Genomic DNA, 24,184 nt, shown 5'->3' on the forward strand with positions numbered 1-24,184 from the left:
AATAATCATTTTTCTACAACAGAAACCCATATTAATCGCGCTTTTGTTATAAATGATTCAACTTTTGTTACAAATAAGCCATTATAGGTCAATCTTCAATCGGATCACTAATGACAAAAGCAGTCAATTTGACTAGAGTTAACGACAATATCAAGCAATAAAACAGAATAGATAGGTCAGTATCGACCTTAAAAGATACCAATATAGACCTGAGAATATTTCAATATAAAAACAATAAATCATTTGTGTTCACAGCTTACTTTGCTGTGCTAGTTAAACAAAATAGTCACTTACGCGACACGGAATATGACATGACCGCCAGCTTTAAGTCTTTAACATGGAAACAAACGAACTTAGTGGTTTTCACCGCTTTGTTTTTTGCCATTGCTATTTTTATAGTCGAAATAGCCATTCAAGTCATTTCAACCAAAAATCAACTCAGTGATGCGCAACAAGAACTGCTTAATTCGGTCGAACAAACTACCACCAATGCTGTCTGATCTCTGGATGACAAACTTGCTAGCCAAACCCTTGAAGGCATTATAAAAGTCGACAATGTAGGCTCTGCAGTAATCGAGCTCGATGATGGTTCATTGTTTGTCACTACCTCAAATCCCGTCGATAAATCGTCAGCGACTTACACTAATTTAAGCCAACGCTTATTTGGTGATTTAAGAGAAATTTCTAGGCCTTTGTATCGCCCGTTTTACTTTGAGGGTAATAAAGAGCAACAACTCATTGGTACACTGACCGTTTTTTATGACACTCAAAGACTCACCAATAAATTATTCAGCCAACTTAAATTAGGCTTAATTGCCACTTTAGCACGCGCCCTGCTACTCACATTGGTGCTGAGCGTTGTGTTTCACCGCTTTTTAACTCAGCCTATTGCACGTATTAGCGAAGCCATTGATAAAATCGATCCTGATTCGCCAGATGAAAACCTCTTGCCTATGTCTCCCGCGCACAAAGACGACGAGCTTGGCTTAGTGACCAGTAAATTTAATCAAATTCTGCTGCAGTTTAGCCAAACTCAAAACAAATTACGTAAAATGGCAACCCGAGATCCGTTAACAGGGTTACCAAATCGCACTCTGTTACTCGAAACGCTTAATGTGACGATTCAACGTTCACGAGTTCACAAACGTAACTTTGCACTTTTATTCATCGATTTAGACCGTTTTAAAAACGTCAATGACTCGCTTGGGCATGCGCTAGGGGATCAATTCTTAGCACGAATCGCTCGCATATTAGAGCGTGTTGTTGGTGATAGAGGTAGTGTAGCAAGGCTCGGTGGCGATGAATTTGTCATTTTAGCTGATGAAATCCAAACCCCCGCTCAAGCAGCTGACTTTGTTGATAAACTATTAATTCAGTTAAATGCACCAGTTCAATTAAATGAACACGCTATTCATCCTGCTGCGTCAATTGGGATTTCGATTTACCCTGAAGACGGTGACACAGCAGAAGATCTTATCAGACATGCTGACATTGCCATGTATAGCGCTAAGGCTGCGGGTTCTAACCAATGGTCTTTCTTTAAACAACAAATGACCGAACGTGCTGCGGTAAGGCTTCGTACTGAAGCATCGTTACATGATGCATTGAAAAACAATGAATTCTTATTATATTTCCAGCCAAAGTTTGATTTGAAGACAAATAAAGTTGTCGGTTGTGAAGCACTTATTCGCTGGCAAAAAGATGGCAGGCTAATCAGCCCGATGTCGTTTATCCCAGTAGCAGAAGAGACAGGTATTATTATTCCGATTGGTCGCTGGGTCATTGAACAAAGCTGTAAAGTCATTCGTGAATGGCAACGTAAATACAATTATGCCATCCCCATTGCCGTCAATGTGGCCTCTCAACAGTTTGCCGATGCCAGTTTAGTCCCGGACATTAAACAACTTGCGATTCGATACCAAATCCGTCCTGAGTTGTTAGAAGTAGAAATTACTGAAACATCATTAATGAACGATGTAGAACAAGCCATAGTAAAGCTTGAACAGCTCAAATCAGCTGGGTTTGGTATCGCTGTCGATGATTTTGGAACCGGATATTCGTCACTATCCTACCTACGACATTTGCCTATTACGACAATGAAAATCGATCGGGCTTTTGTGAGTGACTTGCCTGAAGACAGTGCGATAGCATCAACTATTTTGATGTTAGGTCGCCAGTTGGATTTAACCATTGTGGCAGAAGGAATTGAAAATGAAGAACAGTTGCAATGGCTTAAAGATAATCAATGTGAAATCGGTCAAGGTTTTTTCTTTAGCCAACCCTTGCCACTAGAAGAATTTGAACAAAAATACATCATGTCTGAAACAGCACAAATCGTTCGCATATAGCGTTTGAACAGACATTTAAATTGAACGGTCACATAGTGAATTTAAATCGAGTACCGTTGAAGTAATACCATTGCGCTTTAATAGTAAAGACTCGTTAATAGTTATCAGGGCTATAATACCAATTCTATTAATTATGTGACCAATCAGAGCCACTCAGATTGTTCAGTTTGAGGCGCATTGTTGAAATAATGGTTATTCCCTTTTAAGGCAATGCAACAAAGAAATGAACGGTCTGAGTGTCTCCTGCAAGGCGGGTTTCTGTGCCTTCCATGCTACTTAATAGCATTTTGACGTAGAACAACTATGCCTACAATTCTATTACTTGCCTAGAAGACACAGAACTCCCGCTGAATGACCAGATAATTAATGGAATTGGTATAAGTTTTGATTAATCACAAATTTTAGACAATAAAAAAGGAGGCTAAGCCTCCTTTTTTACGGTTTAGTTCACTTACATTAGTAAGCGATACATCGAATTAACGACGTAAACCTAACTTCTTGATCAGAACAGCATAACGCTCTGAGTCAGTACGCTTTAGGTAAGCTGTAAGCTTACGACGAGCGCTAACCATGCGTAATAGACCACGACGTGAGTGGTGATCATGGATGTGCTCTTTAAAGTGACCTTGAAGGTGGTTAATTTGAGCAGTTAGTAAAGCTACTTGAACTTCAGTTGAACCAGTATCGTTTTCGCAACGACCAAATTCAGCTAAAATTTTTGCTTTTGCTTCAGCACTTAGTGACATGTGTATCTCCAAAAAAAGTAAATGTATCTCTAGCCGATCACTAACTCAGCCAGAGCGAGCGCGGTATTCTAACTAGATTAGAGAGTAACCGCAATAAAAAAGCATATAAAACTGATCAATTAGGCTATTTAGCACCAATAACATTATTCAGCAGTGTCGTGCATCACAATAAGTCTTTTAGGCGCTAATAAACCATCATCGTTCATACTACCAATACCAACAAACTTACGCTCATCACCGATGGTAATACGCACTAAACAATCAGGTTTTAACCCAGAAGCCTGAATCGCTTGACCTTGCATGACGTAATATAACATTGCGTCTGGGAGGTTAATTTCAGGGAAATTAGCCACTGCGGTATCCATTGGTAACAATAATGGATCTAACAAGGTTTTAGGGGCAATGTCTTGCTCTTGTGCTTGCGCTAATAGTGCTTCTAACTCAGCGAGACTCACCATTTTTTCATATGGATATTCTGCAACCTGCGTACGGCGCAACATAATCACATGAGCACCACACCCTAGCATTTCGCCTAAATCATCAATGATTGTGCGAATATACGTGCCTTTAGAGCAATGAATGTCTAACGTTAACTCATCACCTTCGAGTTTAATAAAATTAAGCTCGAATACCGTAATAGGACGAGACTCTCTAGGAACCTCAATACCTTCACGGGCATATTTATATAAAGGCTGACCTTGATATTTTAATGCCGAATACATTGATGGAATTTGTTGTGTGGTTCCACGAAAAAACTCAAGCTTTTCATCAAGAAGGGCCTGAGTAAAATCCACTGGACGCGTTTGCACCACTTCGCCATCTGAGTCACTGGTGTCAGTACGTTGACCAAGCTTTGCTGTGACAAGGTAGCGTTTATCAGCATCTAATAAATGCTGAGAAAACTTAGTTGCCTCACCTAAACAAATAGGTAACATGCCAGTGGCTAATGGATCTAATGCGCCAGTATGACCAGCTTTGTTTGCATTAAAGATACGCTTAACCTTTTGCAAAGCAAAGTTAGAGCTCATGCCAGTATCTTTATCGAGTAATACGATTCCGTCGATGAAGCGACCTTTAGGGCGACGAGCCATTAATCTTGCTCCTTGTCACCATCAACAGATTCACTGCTATCTGATGCTTGTGGGTCATATTGCTGCTGCTTAGCTTTATCTTTGCTGATAACCTGAGTCACTAGGTTAGACATACGCATGCCTTCTACTAATGAGCTGTCATAAACAAAACGCAATTCAGGCATAACACGTAATTTCATACGTCCTGCCACTAATGTGCGTATGTAAGGCGCCGCTGCACTCAGTGCATCAATTTTCTGCTGAACAAGTTCAATGTCTTCTTCAAAGAAAGTCACAAACACTTTTGCATAGCTTAAATCACGTGAAACGTCTACGTCGTTTACGGTTACAAAGCCAATGCGGGGATCTTTCATATCGCGTTGTAACACCATTGCAAGTTCTTGCTGGAGTTGCTGCGCAATACGTCTTGTACGACTAAATTCTTTTGCCATGATGATGTGCCATAACGTTGGGTATACAATCAAAAAGGGCGGCTAATGCCGCCCTTCCAATGGTGCTTATAAGGTGCGAGCTATTTCGACTATTTCGAAGACCTCAATTTGGTCTCCTACGCGAACGTCATTATAGTTCTTCACGCCGATACCACATTCCATGCCATTACGGACTTCTTGTGCATCGTCTTTAAAGCGACGTAATGATTCAAGTTCACCTTCGAAGATAACCACGTTTTCACGAAGTACACGAATAGGCGCACTACGCTTAACAAGACCTTCGGTAACCATACAACCGGCAATAGCGCCCAGTTTAGGAGACTTAAACACATCACGAACTTCGGCAAGACCAATAATAACTTGCTTAAATTCTGGTGCAAGCATACCGGTCATTGCAGCACGAACTTCATCAATTAAGTTATAGATGATGCTGTAATAACGTAAATCAACACTTTCTGCTTCAATAGTCTTACGAGCCTGTGCATCCGCACGGACGTTAAAGCCGACTAGAATTGCATTTGATGCTGCTGCAAGTGTTGCATCAGTTTCAGTTAGTGCACCTACGCCACGCGCAATGATGTTCACTTTAACTTCGTCTGTAGACAGTTTAGTTAATGATTCACAAATTGCTTCTAATGAACCTTGTACATCAGCTTTAAGTACGATGTTCAGCTCTTGTACTTCACCTTCTTCCATGTTCGCGAACATGTTTTCTAGCTTAGACTTCTGCTGACGCGCTAACTTAACATCACGGAACTTGCCTTGACGATAAAGTGCGACTTCACGTGCTTTACGCTCATCACGTACCACAGTAGCTTCATCACCTGCAGAAGGAACACCTGAAAGACCTAAAATCTCAACAGGAATAGAAGGACCCGCTTCAGTGATTGCTTTACCGTTTTCGTCTTTCATTGCACGGATTTTACCGTACTCTAAACCACATAAAACGATGTCGCCTTGGCGTAATGTACCTTCTTGAACCAAGATAGTTGCAACTGGGCCACGACCTTTATCAAGTTGAGATTCAATAACCACACCAGCTGCCATAGTATCGCGTACCGCTTTAAGTTCTAACACTTCAGCTTGTAACAAGATACCTTCTAACAGTGCATCAACACCTTCACCCGTTTTGGCTGATAAGTGGACGAACATGTTATCTCCGCCCCAATCATCAGACATAACACCGTGTTGCGACAGCTCACTCTTAACGCGTTCAGGATCAGCATCTGGCTTATCCATTTTGTTAATCGCTACGATTAACGGCACGTTACCGGCTTTAGCATGTTGAATAGCTTCAATCGTCTGCGGCATTACACCGTCATCGGCAGCAACAACAAGAATAACGATATCTGTCGCTTTAGCACCACGAGCACGCATTGACGTAAATGCCGCGTGACCAGGGGTGTCTAAGAAGGTGATCATGCCATTGTCAGTTTCAACATGGTATGCACCAATGTGCTGGGTAATACCACCGGCTTCGCCAGCAGCAACTTTTGCACGACGGATATAATCAAGTAGAGATGTCTTACCATGGTCAACGTGGCCCATAATGGTCACAACAGGTGCACGAGACTCAAGCTTGATATTGTCATCACGGTCTTGCAGTACTTGATGCTCTAATTCGTTATCACGGATTAAAACCACTTTATGACCCATTTCTTCTGCAACCATTTGGGCAGTTTCTTGGTCAAGTACTTGGTTAATCGTTACCATTGAACCCATTTTCATCATTTGCTTGATGATCTCAGTGGCTTTAATTGCCATTAAGTGAGCAAGTTCAGAAACGGTAACAGTTTCGCCGATACGTACATCACGGCTTACAGCTGCGGCTGGCTTGTTAAAGCCATGCGCCATTGACTGTGGTGCAGTACTGCGATTACGCATGTGTTTTTCACGACCGTCACGCGCATCTTTACCACCACGTTTCTTATTGGTGTTTTTGTTGCGCGCACGACGACCACGTTTTTCATCATCGGCATCAGAACTGTCTTCTGCTGCACGAGCAACTTTAGACGTTGTAATGTGGTGATCGCTGTTCTTTTCCGCTTCTAGGCGTAAACGCTCTTCATCGGCCCAACGCTTCGAGTTTTCTTCAGCTAATTTGCGAGCTTTTTCTGCCGCTTGCGCTGCTTCTTCTTTCTGCTTTTCGGTTAATACCGCTTCTTGAGTTGCTTTTAAGCGCTCTGCTTCAGCTTTTGCTGCTGCAGTTTCTGGATCGGTTACTTTAGGCGCTTTTGGCTCTGCTTTCGCTTTTTCTGATTTCACTTTGGCTTCTGCTTCTGCTTTTTTCTTGGCTTCTGCATCAGCTTTTGCTTTCGCTTCTGCTGCTGCCTTTGCTTCTGCTTCAACCTTTGCTTTAGCTTCCGCTTCAGCCTGGGCTTTTTCTTGCGCTTCTAATTCAGCTTGTTTAGCTAAATCAGTGTCATCACGTTTAACAAAAGTACGTTTTTTACGGACTTCTACTTTCACGTCTTTAGATTGACCACCAGTGCTCGCAACGCTTAACGTTGACACTGTTTTACGCTGAAGCGTCATTTTAGTCGGTGCAGAATCTGCGCCGTGCTGTTTTTTCAGAAAGTCTAAAAGCTGCTGCTTTTCCTGTTCTGAAACGGTATCTTTCTGTTGTTTCTTAATACCAGCATCTGAAAATTGTTCGATTAAACGCTCAACCGATTTTCCTACTTCTGCTGCTAATTTTTCTACGCTTGTATCTGCCATCAATTAAATCCCCCTGTTGATCGACTTATGCTTCTTCGCCAAACCAACAGATGTTGCGGGCAGCCATAATAAGCTCACCTGCTTTTTCTTCTGTTAATTCTTCAATATCAATTAAATCGTCAATACCTTGCTCGGCCAAGTCTTCTAAAGTCACTACGCCTTTGCTCGCGAGAACATAAGCTAAATGTCTTTCTAATCCTTCCAATGCTAATAAGTCATCACTTGGCTCTGCACCATCTAACGCTTCTTCAGTAGCTAGAGCTCTTGTCGAGATAGCTGCTTTTGCACGTTCACGTAATGCCGCGACGATTCCTTCGTCAAAGCCTTCTATTGCGAGTAGTTCGGATTCTGGTACATAAGCGATTTCTTCAAGCGAAGTAAATCCTTCATCAGCCAGTACTGCCGCAAAATCTTTGTCTACATCTAGCGAAGCTACAAACAAATCAATCACTTTAGCACTTTCGGCTTGGTGTTTCTTGTTCATGTCTTCTACTGTCATTACGTTCAGTTCCCAACCAGTTAGTTGAGTCGCTAAACGTACGTTTTGACCGTTACGGCCAATAGCTTGCGCTAAGCTGTCAGCTTCAACAGCGATGTCCATCGAGTGGTTATCTTCGTCCACAATGATAGACGCAACATCAGCCGGCGCCATGGCGTTGATCACATATTGAGCAGGATTATCATCCCACAACACGATATCAACACGTTCGCCACCTAATTCATTGGAAACGGCTTGTACGCGTGCACCACGCATACCAACACAAGCACCTATCGGATCGATGCGACGGTCATTTGACTTAACCGCGATTTTAGCTCGGGCACCAGGATCACGTGCAGCACCCATTACTTCGATTAGCTCGTCATAAATTTCAGGCACTTCTACACGAAAAAGCTCGATTAACATTTCAGGCTTGCTGCGTGTTAAAAATATCTGAGCACCACGCGCTTCTGGGCGTACTGCGTACAATAATGCACGAACACGGTCACCAGGACGAAATGATTCGCGGCTGATTAAATCTTCTCTAAATATCACACCGTCTGCATTGTTGCCTAAATCAACAACAATACTTTCACGTGAGCTTTTCTTAACGATACCAGTAACAATTTCACCTTCACGCTCAATAAACTGTTCCACAATTTGTGCCCGTTCAGCTTCACGTACTTTTTGTACGATAACTTGTTTAGCAGTTTGTGTTGTGATGCGATCAAATGCGACTGAGTCAATTTGGTCTTCAATATACTCTCCCACTAGAATACCTGGCTCTTCAAAAAGAGCGGCTTCAAGTGTGATTTCACTGTACGGGTTTTCTAAGGCTTCACCCTTATCGTCAACCACCATCCAACGACGGAAAGTATCGTAGTTACCTGTTTTGCGATCAATGGCAACACGAACTTCAATATCACCTTCGTATTTTTTCTTGGTAGCAGTAGCTAAAGCAATTTCTAGCGCTTCAAAAATCTTTTCGCGCGGAACGCCTTTTTCATTGGAAACCGCTTCTGCGACTAGCAGGATCTCTTTATTCATTTGGTCTTGCCTCGTTCTTCACCTGAAACTATCAAAACTTAGCGATAATGTTGCCTTTGCGGATGTTATCCAAAGCAACAATCAAGTCTTTACCATCAACTTTGATGGTGAGCATTTGCCCATCAACACTAGTGATGACGCCTTTTAGATTTCGACTACCCGCAACAGGCATAGTCAACTGTACTTTCGCATCTTCACCGATGTAAGCGGCATACTGCGCTGCTGTAAATAACGGTCTATCTACTCCAGGCGAAGATACTTCTAATGTGTATTCTGTAGAAATCGGGTCTTCAACATCCATAACTGCGCTAACTTGACGACTGGCCTCAGCACAATCTTCAATGTTGATGCCATTCTCGTGATCAATAAACACACGTAGAATTGAATGACGACCAGCTTGAACATATTCAATGCCCCAAAGCTGAAAGCCTGACGCTTCAACTGGAACCGTTAACATTTCAACTAGCTTGGATTCTATTGTTGCCAAAAATGACCCCCAAAAAAAACAAAAAAAGGGCTAAAAGCCCCAGAGCAACCCGTCAAAATCACGGGTATTTAAAAGTCCATATAACAAAAAACCCCGTAATCACGAGGTCATTTTATTATAGAACCTGTAAATTGCGATTTAATTTCAAACAGAAAATAAATCACAAGGAGCTGGTTGCGGGGGCCGGACTTGAACCGACGACCTTCGGGTTATGAGCCCGACGAGCTACCAACTGCTCCACCCCGCGTCAACTGTTTGCAAGTATATTGATTTACGTCATATCTTGCAATAACTAATCAAACACAATCCTTAGTTTGTTAGTTATAATTTGGTGCCGAGAGCGGGACTTGAACCCGCACGTCCGTTAGGACACAGCCACCTCAAGGCTGCGCGTCTACCAATTCCACCACCTCGGCGTAAACTAGTTTACTAGTCAGGAATTTTAGTTTCTGACTGTTCGGTTTGCACAGGCGCTTCATCAATGATTTGCTCTGCTGCAGTACCTAAATCGTTCCATTGATCATTCTGCTGTGTGTGGTTGGCACTTAAATTGCCAATCACTAAACTTAACGCGAAAAAACCAATCGCTAAGACAGCAGTAGAACGGGTCAGAAAGTTACCTGAACCGCTTGAGCCAAATAACGTGCCTGAAGCACCGGCTCCGAAAGATGCGCCCATATCGGCACCCTTTCCTTGTTGAATTAAAATTAAGCCTACTAGACCTAACGCAACCACCAAGTATACAACTATAAGAACTTCGTACATATTATTACGCGCTCATCGCTATGGTACATAAACTTAAAAACTCAGTTGAGTTCAGACTTGCACCGCCAATCAGACCACCATCAACATCAGGTTGGGCAAAAATATCTGCCGCATTATTGGGGGTAACACTACCACCGTAAAGAATCCTAATATTCTCCCCAATAAATGGAGACACTTCAGAGAGGCGGCTGCGAATAAACGCATGTACTTCTTGTGCCTGCTCTGGTGTAGCGCTTTTACCTGTTCCTACTGCCCATAAAGGTTCGTAGGCGATAATCGCGTTATCAAAAGCCATGGTGCCGTTTTTTTCAATAACAATATCTAACTCTTCAGCAATCACCTCAAATGTGCGTCTTGCTTCTCGAGCTGGACCTGATTCACCAACACAAAGTATGGGTGTGAGTCCGTGTTTTTGTGCAGCAGCAAATTTTTCTGCCACAATATTACTCGTCTCTCCGTACATACGGCGACGTTCGGAATGGCCGATAATAACATATCGACATCCTGAATCTTTTAGCATCTGCCCAGATATTTCACCGGTGTACGCGCCAAAGTCATGTTGACTTAGATTTTGCGCGCCCATTCTAACAAGCGCACCGTCTAACGTTTGCTTATTTGCTTCAAGCAGTTGCCTAACACTTTCAAGATAAATTGAAGGCGGGCATAAAACCACTTCAGCTGAATCATTTTGGAGCTTCGAGGCAAACTTCTTAAAAAGCTCTTCAGCTAATGCTGAATTACCATTCATTTTCCAGTTGCCAGCTACCATAGGACGTCTGAGTGCCATCACTGTCTCCTTTGAAAGCGGCGTGAATAATAGCGAACCACTTATCAAGTTACAATAGCTAAAAGGGGAATATTTCAGATTAATGGTCGAAGCGTCTACTTTTTAAGCGCGCAACGACATTCCTGAATATTCAAATAATTAACATGCTGCTTTTACCGCCTCTGCGATACTATTTGCATGTGCAAGTACTTGCGAGTGGTCATCTCCTTCGACCATGACTCGGATTAACGGCTCGGTACCTGACTTACGCAGTAATACTCGTCCGCGAGCACCCAATTGTGCTTCCACTTTTACCTGCGCCATTTTAACTGCATCGGTGTCGAGTGGATTGGTGGTTCCTTCAAAGCGAACATTCACCAGTACCTGAGGTAACATCTTCATTGGCTCAGTGAGTTGTTCAAGCGTTGCTTGCTGTCTTCTCATTGCGGCAAGTACCAAAATACCAGCCACAATACCGTCGCCAGTGGTACCATGATCGAGGTTAAGAATGTGGCCTGAATTTTCACCACCGATGCGCCAGTCATGTTGCTTTAACATTTCCATTACGTACCGATCACCCACATTTGAACGAACAAACGGAATATCAAGCGCTTGCAGTGCTAAGTCTAACCCTAAATTAGACATTAAGGTACCCACTACACCACCTTTTAAAATACCACGCTTTTGCGCATCTACGGCTAAAATATATAATATTTGATCGCCATCTATGACTTCGCCACGATTGTTAACCATCATAATGCGATCGCCGTCACCATCGAGGGCGATACCTAAATCAGCATTTTCGGCTAATACCGTTTCGCATATTTTGGCCATCGAGGTGGCGCCAACTTTGTCGTTAATGTTTAAACCGTTTGGTTTATCACCAATAGCAATAACATCTGCACCCAATTCCCTAAATACATTCGGAGCGATATGATAAGTCGCACCATGAGCGCAATCGACGACAATCTTTAATCCTTCCAAAGTATGATCTGCCGGAAAATTTCCTTTGCAGTATTCAATATAACGCCCTGCGGCATCTTCTATACGGCGCGCCTTACCTAATAAATGAGACTCGACACACACTAGAGGCTTTTCAAGTTCGGCTTCAATCTCAAGCTCAATAGCATCATCAAGCTTGCTGCCGTCAGTTGAAAAGAATTTGATACCATTGTCGTAGTAAGGGTTATGCGACGCACTGATAACCACACCCGCTTCGGCTCTAAATGTTCTGGTTAAATAGGCAACAGCAGGAGTCGGCATTGGTCCTAATAGCAACACATTTAAACCCGCGGCAGATAAGCCGGCTTCTAATGCTGACTCAAATAAATACCCTGAAATACGAGTGTCTTTACCAATGATGACTTTTTGAGTGCCATTTCTGGACAAAACACGACCCGCAGCCCAACCAAGCTTTAATGCCAACTCAGGGGTCATTTTTCCGTCACCCACTTTACCGCGAATGCCGTCAGTCCCAAAAAATTTTCTTTGCTTCACAGTTCCCCACTTAAGTGATTCACTTTGTGTTAAATATTATTATGATTTTGCGATTACGGATTGCCATATTACATATACAACAACCGAGATAATTATAACTGTTCCATGGTGGCTGACATTACCTTTAGTACATCAACTGTTTCAGCTACGTCATGAACACGAATAATCTGCGCGCCTTGTTGCGCCGCAATTAATGCCCCCGCTAAACTGCCGGCAAGGCGCTGATCAGTATCACGACCTAACAAGTTGCCAATCATGCTTTTACGAGATAAGCCGACTAATACCGGCAAATGAAACTCATGTAATTTAGGTAACATAGCTAATAGTCGGTAATTATGCGCTAAAGTTTTACCAAAGCCAAAACCAGGATCAAGAATTAACCGTTCGCGCTCTATACCCGCAGCTTCACAATACGCGATACGCAATTCGAAAAATGCAGCAACTTCATCTACTACATCATCGTAAGCTGGGGCATCTTGCATAGTTTGAGGTTCGCCTTGCATGTGCATTAAGCAAATAGGGACATCAAGCGACGCGGCCATAGCTAGCGCACCAGGTAATTGTAATGCACGTACATCATTGATTAAATTAGCGCCCGCATCGACTGCGGCCTCCATCACTTCAGGCTTACTGGTGTCGATTGAAATCCACACATTATGGGTTTTAGCAATATATTCAATAATAGGAATAACTCGAGCCAACTCCTGCTCAATGGATACCTCTGTAGCGCCAGGTCTTGTTGACTCACCGCCGACATCGATCATTAATGCACCTTGCTCAACCATGTCATCAACATGACGGCACGCCAGCTCAAAATCACTATATACGCCGCCATCAGAAAAAGAATCAGGGGTGACATTAACAATCCCCATCACGATTGGTGCTGTTAAATCGAGGGTTTTACTGGCATGAGTTAATTGAAACACAGGTAATGTCCTAACGTAGATTAAAAACAAGAAAACCCCTTTCGGGGTTTTCTTTATTGGTTTGATTATTTATTTAGCAGGTGATTCATCTGCGTCACTAATATCAGTTTTAGGTTTCTCTTCTGACTTCTCATCTTCAACTTTAGGCGCGCTGTTTCCGCCATCTTTGTCATCAGACGATTCATCTTTTTGCCAATCGGCTGGCATACGTACTTCACGGCGATGCATCAAATCATCGATTTGCAACGAATCAATTGTTTCGTATTTCATCAAAGCATCTTTCATCGCATGTAAAATATCCATATTTTCAGTCAACATGGTTTGCGCACGTTGATAGTTTTTATCGATAAACATTTTGATTTCAGAGTCAATTAATGACGCCGTATCACCTGACATCGCTTTAGATTTACCCATACTGCGGCCTAAGAAAACTTCGTTTTCTTCTTCTGCATACAGTAAAGGCCCCAGCTTGTCAGAGAACCCCCATTGGGTAACCATGTTACGTGCAATTGACGTTGCGTATTTAATGTCTTGCGATGCACCTGTAGAGACTTTTTCACTACCGTAAATAAGTTCTTCAGCTAAACGTCCGCCGTAGGCTACAGAAATCTGCGATTCAAGCTTGCGACGGCTTTGGCTAACAGCATCGGCTTCTGGTAAGAAGAAAGTGACACCAAGAGCTCGTCCACGAGGAATGATGGTTACTTTATGCACAGGATCGTGCTCTGGCACTAAGCAACCTACAATCGCATGGCCAGCTTCATGATAAGCGGTCATCTCTTTGTCTTCTTCAGACATCACCATAGAACGGCGCTCGGCACCCATCATGATTTTATCTTTGGCACGTTCAAACTCTTCCATGCCAACGACGCGGCGATTACCACGAGCAGCAAACAAGGCCGCTTCATTGACTAGGTTAGCTAAATCTGCACCAGAGAAACCAGGCGTACCACGAGCGATAACGCTTGCTTTAACATCGTCAGACAAAGGCACTTTGCGCATGTGCACTTTAAGGATTTGTTCACGACCACGTACATCAGGCAAACCAACAACAACTTGACGGTCAAATCGACCCGGACGAAGCAGTGCAGAATCGAGTACGTCTGGACGGTTAGTTGCCGCAATGACAATCACGCCTTCATTACCTTCAAAGCCATCCATTTCAACCAACATTTGGTTTAATGTTTGCTCACGTTCATCATGACCACCACCTACGCCTGCGCCACGCTGGCGACCTACAGCATCGATTTCATCGATAAAGATAATGCATGGAGCTGACTTTTTGGCCTGTTCGAACATGTCACGCACACGAGATGCACCAACACCCACAAACATTTCCACAAAATCAGAACCTGAAATGGTAAAAAATGGAACTTTGGATTCACCCGCAATAGCCTTAGCTAGCAAGGTTTTACCGGTACCAGGCTGCCCTACCATTAATATACCAGTAGGAATACGACCGCCTAACTTTTGAAACTTGGTTGGATCACGTAAGTAATCAACTAGCTCTTTCACTTCTTCTTTTGCTTCATCACAACCGGCAACATCAGCAAAAGTAGTTTTGATTTGGTCTTCGCTCATCAGTTTGGCTTTACTTTTACCAAATGACATTGCGCCCTTACCGCCACCACCTTGCATTTGTCGCATGAAGAAAATCCATACGCCTATAAGCAGTAACATAGGGAACCAAGAAATAAAGATTTGAGTTAAAAAACCTGACTCTTCTGCTTCCTGGCCTTTTAGGGTAATACCTTTACGGTCAAGATCATTAATTAAATCTTGGTCATACATAGGCATAATAGTGGTGAACTTCTCGCCGGTACGTTTAGTCCCTTCAATCGTTCTTTGGTCGCTTTTAATTTCGACCGTGTTGATTTGACCATTTCGGACGTTGTCCAAAAAGGCGGAGTAATCCATCTTCTGCGAATTCGAAGAAGAGGGGGAATAACCCTGAAACACTGACATCAGCACAACAGCGATGACAACCCAGAGTATTAAATTTTTTGCCATGTCACTCAAATTACTAGACCTCTTAACAGTCCTGCGATTATTAACGTTAGACTACTACAACTTGTAACCAGTCGCCACTAGATAGACTTCTCGAGAGCGCGCTCTAGAGGAGTCTGGTTTTCGGGTTTTTACTACTTTGAATGCCTCTTTAACTGTTTTCATGTACTCGTCAAAGCCCTCCCCCTGAAAGACCTTAACAGCAAAACAGCCATTAGGCGCCAACACTTGATGACACATATCTAGCGCTAATTCCACTAAATACATGGCTCTAGGTTGATCTACAACATCCGAACCACTCATGTTCGGAGCCATATCTGATAGTACCACATCCACTTTATCTTGCCCTACTCGGTCAAGCAATGCCTGTAATACTTTGTCTTCTCTAAAATCACCTTGAAGAAAATCTACGCCAACAATAGGGTCCATCGGTAAAATATCACACGCGATGACTTTACCATTATCCCCCACGAGTTTAACTGCAACTTGTGACCATCCGCCGGGGGCGGCCCCTAAATCTACCACTGTCATGCCAGATCTAATCAAGCTGTCTTTTTGCTGGATTTCTTCTAACTTAAATGCAGCACGTGAGCGTAAGCCTCTTTTTTGCGCTAATTTCACATAGTGATCGTGAAAGTGTTCTTGCATCCAGCGAGTCGAACTCGCTGTACGTTTTTTGGTTACCATTTAAATTCCGCAACGATTCAGAGTTACATAAGCCTTATATAAGGGTAGAATACCGGTTTTTCAACAGTAACTCAGAAAAAGTTGGTACAAATGAACTTAACAACCAAACAAAAACAGCATTTAAAAGGTCTGGCGCACAGTCTAAAGCCAGTGGTGCTGCTTGGTGGCAACGGACTAACTGAAGGTGTTCTGGCTGAAATTGATAGCGCTCTTACACATCATGAATTGATTAAAGTGAAAGTAGCCTCTGCAGACAGAGAGCTAAAAAATGCCATCGTTGACGCCATTATACGTGAAACCCAGTCTGCGAAAGTGCAACTTATCGGTCATGTATTAGTTATCTTCCGTCATTCACCAGAAATGAAGATAGCTTTGCCAAAAGCAAAAAAATAGTAAACCATTTGTTGTGAAAAAGCCGCTGATTTCAGCGGCTTTTTTATTACACATTTTTATGAAACATAATTAATCAATTTATGTTTACGGTGTATCAGGTAACGGCACTATCAGATAATGCTCGGTTTTAAGCCCTAAAAACTCTGGTAAGGTTGCGCCAACAGAAATAGAAGACCATGTGCCGGTTAAAATACCAATAAACATTGCGATTGAAAAACCTTCAAGCGGCGCGCCGCCCATAATCCACAATGCCACCACCGTGAGTAAAGTCGTACCCGATGTCACCATAGTGCGCGAAAACGTAGACTTAACCGCCAAATTATTAATATCCGTCGTTTTCCATTGTGGTTTAGCCACTAATTGTTCACGCACCCTATCGGCAATAATGATGGAGTCATTCAGCGAATAGCCTAAAATGGCCAAAATAGCGGCAAGGACCGTTAAATTAAATTCCATTTGGCTTAATGCAAAAAAGGCTAATACAAACACCACATCGTGCACTAACGCAAATAATGCTCCAGACGCTAAGCGCCATTCAAATCGATAACTCAGATACCCCATAATACACAGCATCGCAACCAACAAAGCCAAACCACCTTGTTCAACTAACTCTTGGCCCACTTGTGGACCCACAATGCTACTGTTTAACACTGTCAGATTAGACGCTAAAGGCGCTAAGACTTGCTGCAATTCAGGACGTTGATTTTCATCGGGGATATTTGCATAACGTAATACCCAACGCCCTGGCTCACTGGCAGAAATCACACTCACATCTTGTTGGTAAGCCGCAGTCATTAACGGTTGAATTTCGCTAGCGGTAATGCGTTGATCGATTTGAATTTCGGTAACAACGCCACCAGTAAAATCTAATCCCCAATTAAAGCCTTTTACCCCAATAACACTTAAAGATAACAACATCAGTACTACCGATATTAGGCTAGATGCATAACGCCATTTGGTTAAATAACTCAAAGATTGTGATAAATTATTCACCTGAGTTGAGTTTACTTGCGTTGAGTTCATTTGTGTTGAGTTCACTTCTTTTGAATTCATTGGTTACACCTTAATCGCGCGACGAGTGTCACGGCCATACACTAAATTAATGATTGCTCGAGAAGCAAAAATGCCAGTAAACATGCTAGTTAACAAACCCAGCCCCAGCGTTAATGCGAACCCTTGAATAGGCCCATTCCCAATTGAAAACAACACAACCGCAGTAATCATTGTGGTAAAGTTAGCGTCAATAATGGTTGAAAAAGCGCTGTCAAAACCGACATCAATTGCACTAGCAAAACTTCGACCTTCTGCTAACTTATCTTTAATACGTTCAAAAATAAGTACGTTGGTATCTACGGCCATACCGACAGTAAGCACTAACCCCGCAATGCCCGGTAACGTCAATACAGCGCCAGGAATCAGTGCCAACAAGCCAAACAACATCACCATATTGGCAATCAATGCTACGTTAGCAACCCAACCTAAACGCCGATACCAACATGCCATAAATAACAACGTTACCGCCAAACCCAATGCCAGCGCGGCAAAGCCATTGACAATATTCTCTGCCCCTAAGCTTGGGCCAATTGTTCGTTCTTCTACTATTGTTACTGGCGCCGTCATTGAACCTGCTCGAAGTAATAGCGCTAATTGTTGTGCCTCTTGATGTGTTCCCGCGCCAGTTATCTCAAATTTGCTACCTAGCTGGCTTTGAATAGTCGCAACACTAATGATTTTAGTGGTTTGTTGTGCTTGGCCCTTATCATTACGGCTGTATTCGCTATACGCTGTCGCCATTGGTTTACCAATGTTGTCGCGTGAAAAATCAGACATTAACTTACCACCGGCAGAATCTAAGCTGATATTCACTTTTGACATGCCAAAGTCGCCAACCGCAGCTCGAGCATCAATAATGTGATCGCCGCCTAACACTGGTTTGCGAGCAACATAAATCGGTTTGCCACTTTCATCTTTAAGCACAATGGCATTGACCGATCCGGTCTCAGCAACGGGGTAAAATGCTAGGCTCGCAGTAGCACCAATCACATTTTTAGCCGTTGCAGGGTCTTGCACTCCAGGTAACTCGATGCGAATACGATTTTCACCTTGGCGTTGCACCAAAGCTTCTGTAATACCGAGCTCTTCAATTCGGCTGCGCATAATTTGTAAGTTTTGTTGCACGGTAAGATTCGTTAGCTTTAATTGCTCGCTTTCACTTAACGAAACAACAAGTGTGTCTTGGTGTCCAGTAACTTGCCATAATGGGTATTGCTGGTTTATAAATTGTCTAACTTGCCCTCTTGCTTCTTGTTGTGATGTGTCAATGGTGATTTCAGCGCCGTCACCTTGACGAATCAACACACCGCCAATACGTTGCTCTCGCACAAATTGCTTTACCGAATCACTCACCATAATGGCTTGATTTTTAAATACTAACTCTAGGTCAACATCAAGTAAAAACTGCACTCCTCCACGTAAGTCCAGCCCTAATTTGATGGGTTCAAAACCCATGTTCAACAACCAATCAGGGGCTGCTGGCGCTAAAGCTAACGTGACTTGCGCACGGTCGGCAAATGATTCTGACAAGATGTTTTTAGCTTGAGTTTGCTGATCAGCTTGTTGCAACACAACCAACACATTTTGCTGCTGTTGATCAATTCGCTTACTGCTAATTCCTGCACGGTTTAATACCTTATAAACCTGTTCAGACGAAATTGTATTAGGGGATTTGGTCGATAACTGCACCGCCGCATCTTCGCCATACCAAGATGGCAAAGCACTTAAAAACAGTATGATTAACGTCACAATGAGCACCCAGTATTTCCACTGAGCGTATTTGTTGAGTTGCTTATTTAACGGTTTATTGTTGTCTATTGATGTCATAACACTTGCTCTCACTACACCGCGGCCAATGGCCACGATAAAAATGAATAGCGAACGATACAATGCCTAAAGCAGTGACCGGTTCACAATGAAATCCATTAGCTTAGCTAATAGAATCGGTAGTCAAAGAAATGTTAGCTAACAGGTTTGAGCGTTTACGAAGAGTAAGTTTGATTCTTTCCAGGCGGAAATACGAGAAGGGCCAGATGCTGATGATAATACCCAGTCTAATTGCGGACTAAAGTTAACTTGATAGCCAATTTCCAGGCTCGGGATCGGCGGGGAAACAAACTCATAAGCGAGTAAATAATTGGGATTTACTTCATCAGGTTGATGTTGAGCAAGGTTAATGTACCGCGCAGAATATGTCGGCACATAATGGAAGTCATTTGAACTAGGTTGCGGATTGATATCCGTATTGATATGTTCGAAGCCAACATAACCTAATAATGTTGTTTTTACATCGATTAATCGAGGGTTAATCATTACGCTTGCACTGATATCAGCGCTAAAACTGTCAATAACGTTTACTTGATTTACAGACGCAGCGGACAAATCGCAATTTGCCAAATGCTGCGATGGTGTGACCACACAATCACTCAATGAAACACTATTAAATTGTGGCGCACTAAGTTGAGCCGTCGACATTATTAAGACACGGCTATTGATAAGGAAGAGTGAACCCAACCCCACAATAAGCAACATCAATAATATTCGAGCCCAAGGAAACGTCATTAATACCTTAACGCATTAGTGTCTATGTACATTTTCAGTCAGCTGACTGTTGTGTTAAGCCGATAGCACACTAAAAATGTAACGATAATGTAAAGAGTGTTGATAGTAGCGATACCCTCATTAATGCGCAAATGAATTCTTATACATGTAGTAATAAAAAAACACTTACTGTGAGCAGTAAGTGTTTTTAATTAATAACATAAGGTACAAAGCGTTCGAATTTGCTTTAAAGACGAATCCCAGTGCAAATTAGATATACTTCACCGACAGGATTTCGTAATCAGTCAAACCACCAGGTGTGGTGATAGACACTTCATCGCCTTCACTTTTGCCAATTAACCCGCGGGCAATAGGAGAGTTCACAGAAATCAAATTCTGTTTAATATCAGCTTCATCATCACCCACGATACGGTAAGTCACTTCAGCATCAGTATCAATGTTCAAAATAGTAACTGTTGTGCCAAAAATAACTCGGCCAGTATTTTCTAATTTTTGCACATCAATGATCTGAGCGTTAGATAATTTACCTTCAATATCGCGAATACGCGCTTCACAAATACCTTGATCTTCACGTGCTGCATGATATTCAGCATTTTCTTTTAAATCGCCTAGTTCACGCGCTGACGCAATGGCCTCGGTAATTTTTGGACGACGATCAAATTTTAAAATTTCCAGTTCTTTACGCAATTGATCTGCGCCAACGACTGTCATTGGGACCTTACTCATAATGTCTTTGTCTCCTTTAAAAACAAAAGCATCCCGTGCTGACAAAAAGTCAACACAGTAAAAAATTCTGTTGGAAGTACGTAAGTGATATCGCGTACGTAGCTAGGATGCATCTTTTAGATGGTTGCTGACAGCTTACCTAAGCTTTTATCGACTTGCTAGTCATCCATCATCAAAATGTCATAAAAAAGGTCGCCAAATGGCGACCTTTTCAATCACACATTATCGTTTAGCCAATAATACGCTTATGAAGCTCTTGGATTGACGTTACTTTCACGCGATCATCTGCCGCATGTGCTAGACATGTTGCAAATGCAGCGTTAAGTGTCGTCGTGTAGTTTACTTTATAGCGTAATGCACCACGACGAATTTGACGAGAATCTTCAATGGCTTGACGGCCTTCGGTGGTGTTTACAATATAAGTGTACTCACCATTTTTAATGCGGTCCAAAATGTGCGGACGACCTTCATGCACCTTGTTCACTAAGCGAGGATTAATGCCCGCTTCGCCCAAGATAATAGCAGTGCCGTGAGTCGCATCAATTTCGTAACCTAACTCAATAAGCTTGGCAGCTAAGTCTGATACTCGCTTTTTATCACTGTTGCGCACAGACAATAACGCGCGGCCAGATTTAGGCACTTCAGATGTCGCACCAAGCTGGGCTTTGGCATAGGCTTCAGCAAATGTATCACCGACTCCCATGACTTCACCTGTAGAGCGCATTTCTGGGCCTAATAGCGGATCAACACCTGGGAACTTATTAAACGGTAATACCACTTCTTTTACCGAATAAAATGGCGGAATAACCTCTTTGGTAAAGTTCTGCGATATCAAGCTTTGACCTGCCATAACACGCGCGGCAATCTTGGCTAATGGTACACCAGTGGCTTTTGACACAAATGGCACTGTACGAGCGGCGCGCGGGTTAACTTCAATCATATAGATTTCGTTATCTTTAACCGCAAACTGCACGTTCATTAAGCCAATAACGCCGAGCTCGAAAGCAAGCTTTGTCACTTGATCACGCATTCTGGCCTGAATGTCTGCACTGAGTGTATACGGAGGCAATGAACAACCAGAGTCACCAGAGTGAACGCCAGCTTGCTCAATGTGTTCCATTATCGCGCCAACGACCACAGTTTCACCATCACATACGGCATCAATATCAACTTCAATCGCATCATCTAAAAAGTGATCAAGTAATACTGGTGACGCATTCGACACTTTAACGGCTTCATTAAAGTAACGTAGTAAATCCTGCTGGTCATATACAATTTCCATTGCACGACCGCCCAACACATAAGATGGACGAACCACTAACGGGTAACCAATTTTTTCAGCTTCAATCACAGCACTTTCAACAGTGGTTACTGTCGCATTTTGCGGCTGCTTCATGTTTAAACGTTGAATGGCTTGTTGGAAACGCTCACGGTCTTCTGCACGATCAATTGCATCAGGGCTAGTACCAATAATCGGTACACCTGCGGCTTCTAATTCGCGTGCAAGCTTAAGCGGTGTTTGGCCACCGTATTGAACGATAACGCCTTTTGGCTTCTCGATACGAACGATTTCTAGCACATCTTCTAGGGTTACTGGCTCAAAGTACAAACGATCTGATGTGTCATAGTCGGTTGATACTGTTTCAGGATTACAGTTAACCATAATGGTTTCGTAACCGTCTTCACGCAATGCTAATGCCGCGTGAACACAACAGTAATCAAACTCAATGCCTTGACCAATACGGTTAGGGCCGCCACCCAAAATCATGATTTTGTCACGATTTGATGGGTTAGCTTCACATTCGTCTTCATAAGTTGAGTACATGTAAGCGGTGTCAGTTGAAAACTCAGCAGCACAAGTATCAACACGTTTGTAAACGGGATGAATATCATGGCGTTGACGTAGTTTACGCACTTCGCTCTCATTTACGCCCAACACATCAGCTAAGCGCGAATCAGCAAAACCTTTGCGCTTAAGTTTACGTAACACATCTTGGTTTAAACCTGACATGCCAATTTCAGCCACGTTGGCCTCTTCAGCAATCAAATCTTCAATTTGAATCAAGAACCAGTGATCAATATTGGTCAATTTGAAGATTTCATCGCGCGATAAACCAGCGCGGAATGCATCTGCGATATACCAAATACGGTCACAGCCAGGCTCTTTTAATTCATGACGAATTTTTTGCATTGCATCTGGAGAAGTCACATCGATGATTGAGTCAAAACCGTTACGGCCAACTTCTAAACCACGCAATGCTTTTTGCAATGACTCTTGGAAAGTACGACCTATGGCCATCACTTCACCCACAGATTTCATTTGGGTTGTTAAACGGTCATTAGCACCGGCAAACTTCTCAAAGTTAAAACGGGGGATTTTAGTCACTACGTAATCGATTGCTGGCTCAAACGATGCAGGTGTTTTACCACCGGTAATGTCGTTGCTGAGTTCATCTAATGTGAAACCAACAGCAAGCTTGGCGGCAATTTTTGCAATCGGGAAACCAGTGGCTTTAGAGGCAAGTGCCGATGAGCGTGATACACGCGGGTTCATCTCAATAATCACCATACGACCTGTGTTTGGACAAATACCAAATTGGACGTTAGAACCACCCGTTTCAACACCAATTTCACGCAGTACTGCTAAAGAAGCATTACGCATTAATTGATATTCTTTATCTGTTAACGTCTGTGCTGGGGCAACAGTGATTGAGTCCCCGGTATGGACGCCCATTGGGTCAAAGTTTTCAATGGCACATACGATAATACAGTTATCGTTGCGGTCACGGACCACTTCCATTTCGTATTCTTTCCAACCAATGAGTGATTCATCAATCAATAACTCGTTAGTTGGCGACAAATCCAAGCCTTGAGAACAAATCTCTTCAAACTCTTCTTTGTTGTAGGCAATACCACCGCCGCTGCCACCCATGGTGAAAGATGGGCGAATAATACAGGGGAAACCCACCATATCTAACACGCCGTAAGCTTCATCCATGTTATGAGCAATACCCGCACGAGGGCAGTCTAAACCAATGGATTTCATCGCTTTGTCGAAACGACTACGGTCTTCAGCTTTATCAATCGCATCAGCCGTTGCACCAATCATTTCAACATTGAATTCTTTTAGTACGCCTTTAGCTTCTAATTGAAGTGCGCAGTTCAATGCGGTTTGACCACCCATTGTGGGCAAAATCGCATCAGGACGTTCTTTAGCAATAATATTGCGAACCACTTCCCAATGAATTGGTTCGATATAAGTTGCATCGGCCATTTCTGGGTCGGTCATAATTGTTGCTGGATTAGAGTTTACCAGAATGACACGGTAGCCTTCTTCACGAAGGGCTTTACAGGCTTGAGCGCCTGAATAATCGAACTCACACGCCTGACCAATTACAATTGGACCGGCACCTAGGATAAGAATACTTTTTATATCGGTACGTTTTGGCATTGCTT

At 42.8% G+C, this 24,184-nt stretch carries 18 protein-coding genes, 2 tRNA genes and 1 pseudogene; 2 read left to right on the top strand and 19 right to left on the bottom strand.

Features of this window, described 5'->3' with window-relative positions:
• The first annotated feature begins 311 nt into the window (after positions 1-311).
• Positions 312-2,348 (top strand): annotated as a pseudogene (locus tag AC19MV_RS03580) (putative bifunctional diguanylate cyclase/phosphodiesterase).
• A 476-nt stretch (positions 2,349-2,824) separates the two neighbouring features.
• On the opposite strand, the gene rpsO reads toward AC19MV_RS03580, so the two are convergent.
• The 14 genes from rpsO to rlmE form a co-directional block, all read right to left on the bottom strand.
• On the bottom strand, positions 2,825-3,094 hold the full coding sequence (gene rpsO, locus AC19MV_RS03585) for a 30S ribosomal protein S15 (RefSeq protein ID WP_432399030.1): 270 nt from the start codon (positions 3,092-3,094) through the stop codon (positions 2,825-2,827).
• Positions 3,095-3,237: 143 nt separating this feature from the next.
• A complete protein-coding gene (gene truB / locus AC19MV_RS03590) occupies positions 3,238-4,185 on the bottom strand; it encodes a tRNA pseudouridine(55) synthase TruB (protein WP_498305832.1) in 948 nt (315 codons plus the stop codon).
• Positions 4,185-4,616, bottom strand: a complete 432-nt coding sequence (gene rbfA, locus AC19MV_RS03595) for a 30S ribosome-binding factor RbfA (RefSeq protein ID WP_432399032.1) — start codon at positions 4,614-4,616, stop codon at positions 4,185-4,187. Before rbfA ends, truB begins: the two co-directional genes overlap by 1 nt.
• A gap of 66 nt (positions 4,617-4,682) precedes the next feature.
• Positions 4,683-7,334, bottom strand: coding sequence for a translation initiation factor IF-2 (gene infB, locus AC19MV_RS03600; protein ID WP_432399033.1), 2,652 nt, complete (start codon positions 7,332-7,334; stop codon positions 4,683-4,685).
• A 25-nt stretch (positions 7,335-7,359) separates the two neighbouring features.
• Complete coding sequence (gene nusA, locus AC19MV_RS03605; protein ID WP_432399035.1) at positions 7,360-8,859, bottom strand: transcription termination factor NusA; 1,500 nt, start codon at positions 8,857-8,859, stop codon at positions 7,360-7,362.
• Between the two features lie 31 nt (positions 8,860-8,890).
• Entirely contained in the window at positions 8,891-9,346 is a 456-nt protein-coding gene (gene rimP / locus AC19MV_RS03610; protein WP_160055251.1) for a ribosome maturation factor RimP, read from the bottom strand.
• Between the two features lie 171 nt (positions 9,347-9,517).
• Positions 9,518-9,593, bottom strand: a tRNA-Met gene (locus AC19MV_RS03615).
• Positions 9,594-9,675: 82 nt separating this feature from the next.
• Positions 9,676-9,762: transfer RNA gene (locus AC19MV_RS03620), tRNA-Leu, on the bottom strand.
• Between the two features lie 13 nt (positions 9,763-9,775).
• A complete protein-coding gene (secG, locus tag AC19MV_RS03625) occupies positions 9,776-10,111 on the bottom strand; it encodes a preprotein translocase subunit SecG (protein ID WP_188923917.1) in 336 nt (111 codons plus the stop codon).
• Between the two features lie 4 nt (positions 10,112-10,115).
• Positions 10,116-10,898 (bottom strand): triose-phosphate isomerase, encoded by a 783-nt coding sequence (tpiA, locus tag AC19MV_RS03630; protein ID WP_188954199.1) that lies wholly within the window; start codon positions 10,896-10,898, stop codon positions 10,116-10,118.
• Between the two features lie 138 nt (positions 10,899-11,036).
• Complete coding sequence (gene glmM / locus AC19MV_RS03635) at positions 11,037-12,374, bottom strand: phosphoglucosamine mutase (RefSeq protein WP_432399036.1); 1,338 nt, start codon at positions 12,372-12,374, stop codon at positions 11,037-11,039.
• 92 nt (positions 12,375-12,466) lie between these two features.
• Positions 12,467-13,246 carry a dihydropteroate synthase gene (gene folP, locus AC19MV_RS03640; protein WP_498306245.1) on the bottom strand — a complete coding sequence of 260 codons (780 nt, stop codon included), beginning with the start codon at positions 13,244-13,246 and terminating at the stop codon, positions 12,467-12,469.
• Positions 13,247-13,369: 123 nt separating this feature from the next.
• On the bottom strand, positions 13,370-15,319 hold the full coding sequence (ftsH, locus tag AC19MV_RS03645) for an ATP-dependent zinc metalloprotease FtsH (protein ID WP_498305833.1): 1,950 nt from the start codon (positions 15,317-15,319) through the stop codon (positions 13,370-13,372).
• Positions 15,320-15,364: 45 nt separating this feature from the next.
• Positions 15,365-15,994 carry a 23S rRNA (uridine(2552)-2'-O)-methyltransferase RlmE gene (rlmE, locus tag AC19MV_RS03650; RefSeq protein ID WP_432399038.1) on the bottom strand — a complete coding sequence of 210 codons (630 nt, stop codon included), beginning with the start codon at positions 15,992-15,994 and terminating at the stop codon, positions 15,365-15,367.
• A 90-nt stretch (positions 15,995-16,084) separates the two neighbouring features.
• Between rlmE and yhbY the strand changes: the two genes are divergently transcribed.
• Positions 16,085-16,387 carry a ribosome assembly RNA-binding protein YhbY gene (gene yhbY / locus AC19MV_RS03655; protein ID WP_160055271.1) on the top strand — a complete coding sequence of 101 codons (303 nt, stop codon included), beginning with the start codon at positions 16,085-16,087 and terminating at the stop codon, positions 16,385-16,387.
• Positions 16,388-16,471: 84 nt separating this feature from the next.
• On the opposite strand, the gene secF is transcribed toward yhbY, so the two are convergent.
• The 5 genes from secF to carB form a co-directional block, all read right to left on the bottom strand.
• Positions 16,472-17,410, bottom strand: coding sequence for a protein translocase subunit SecF (gene secF / locus AC19MV_RS03660; protein ID WP_498306247.1), 939 nt, complete (start codon positions 17,408-17,410; stop codon positions 16,472-16,474).
• A gap of 33 nt (positions 17,411-17,443) precedes the next feature.
• A complete protein-coding gene (secD, locus tag AC19MV_RS03665; RefSeq protein WP_498305834.1) occupies positions 17,444-19,267 on the bottom strand; it encodes a protein translocase subunit SecD in 1,824 nt (607 codons plus the stop codon).
• Positions 19,268-19,405: 138 nt separating this feature from the next.
• Entirely contained in the window at positions 19,406-20,002 is a 597-nt protein-coding gene (locus AC19MV_RS03670) for a hypothetical protein (RefSeq protein ID WP_498305835.1), read from the bottom strand.
• A 249-nt stretch (positions 20,003-20,251) separates the two neighbouring features.
• On the bottom strand, positions 20,252-20,728 hold the full coding sequence (gene greA, locus AC19MV_RS03675; protein WP_432399041.1) for a transcription elongation factor GreA: 477 nt from the start codon (positions 20,726-20,728) through the stop codon (positions 20,252-20,254).
• Between the two features lie 229 nt (positions 20,729-20,957).
• The gene (gene carB / locus AC19MV_RS03680) at positions 20,958-24,179 is read right to left on the bottom strand and encodes a carbamoyl-phosphate synthase large subunit (protein WP_432399042.1); all 3,222 of its coding nucleotides are present in this window, start codon (positions 24,177-24,179) and stop codon (positions 20,958-20,960) included.
• Positions 24,180-24,184 lie beyond the last annotated feature (5 nt).

The sequence above is a fragment of the Shewanella sp. MF05913 genome, assembly GCF_059758095.1.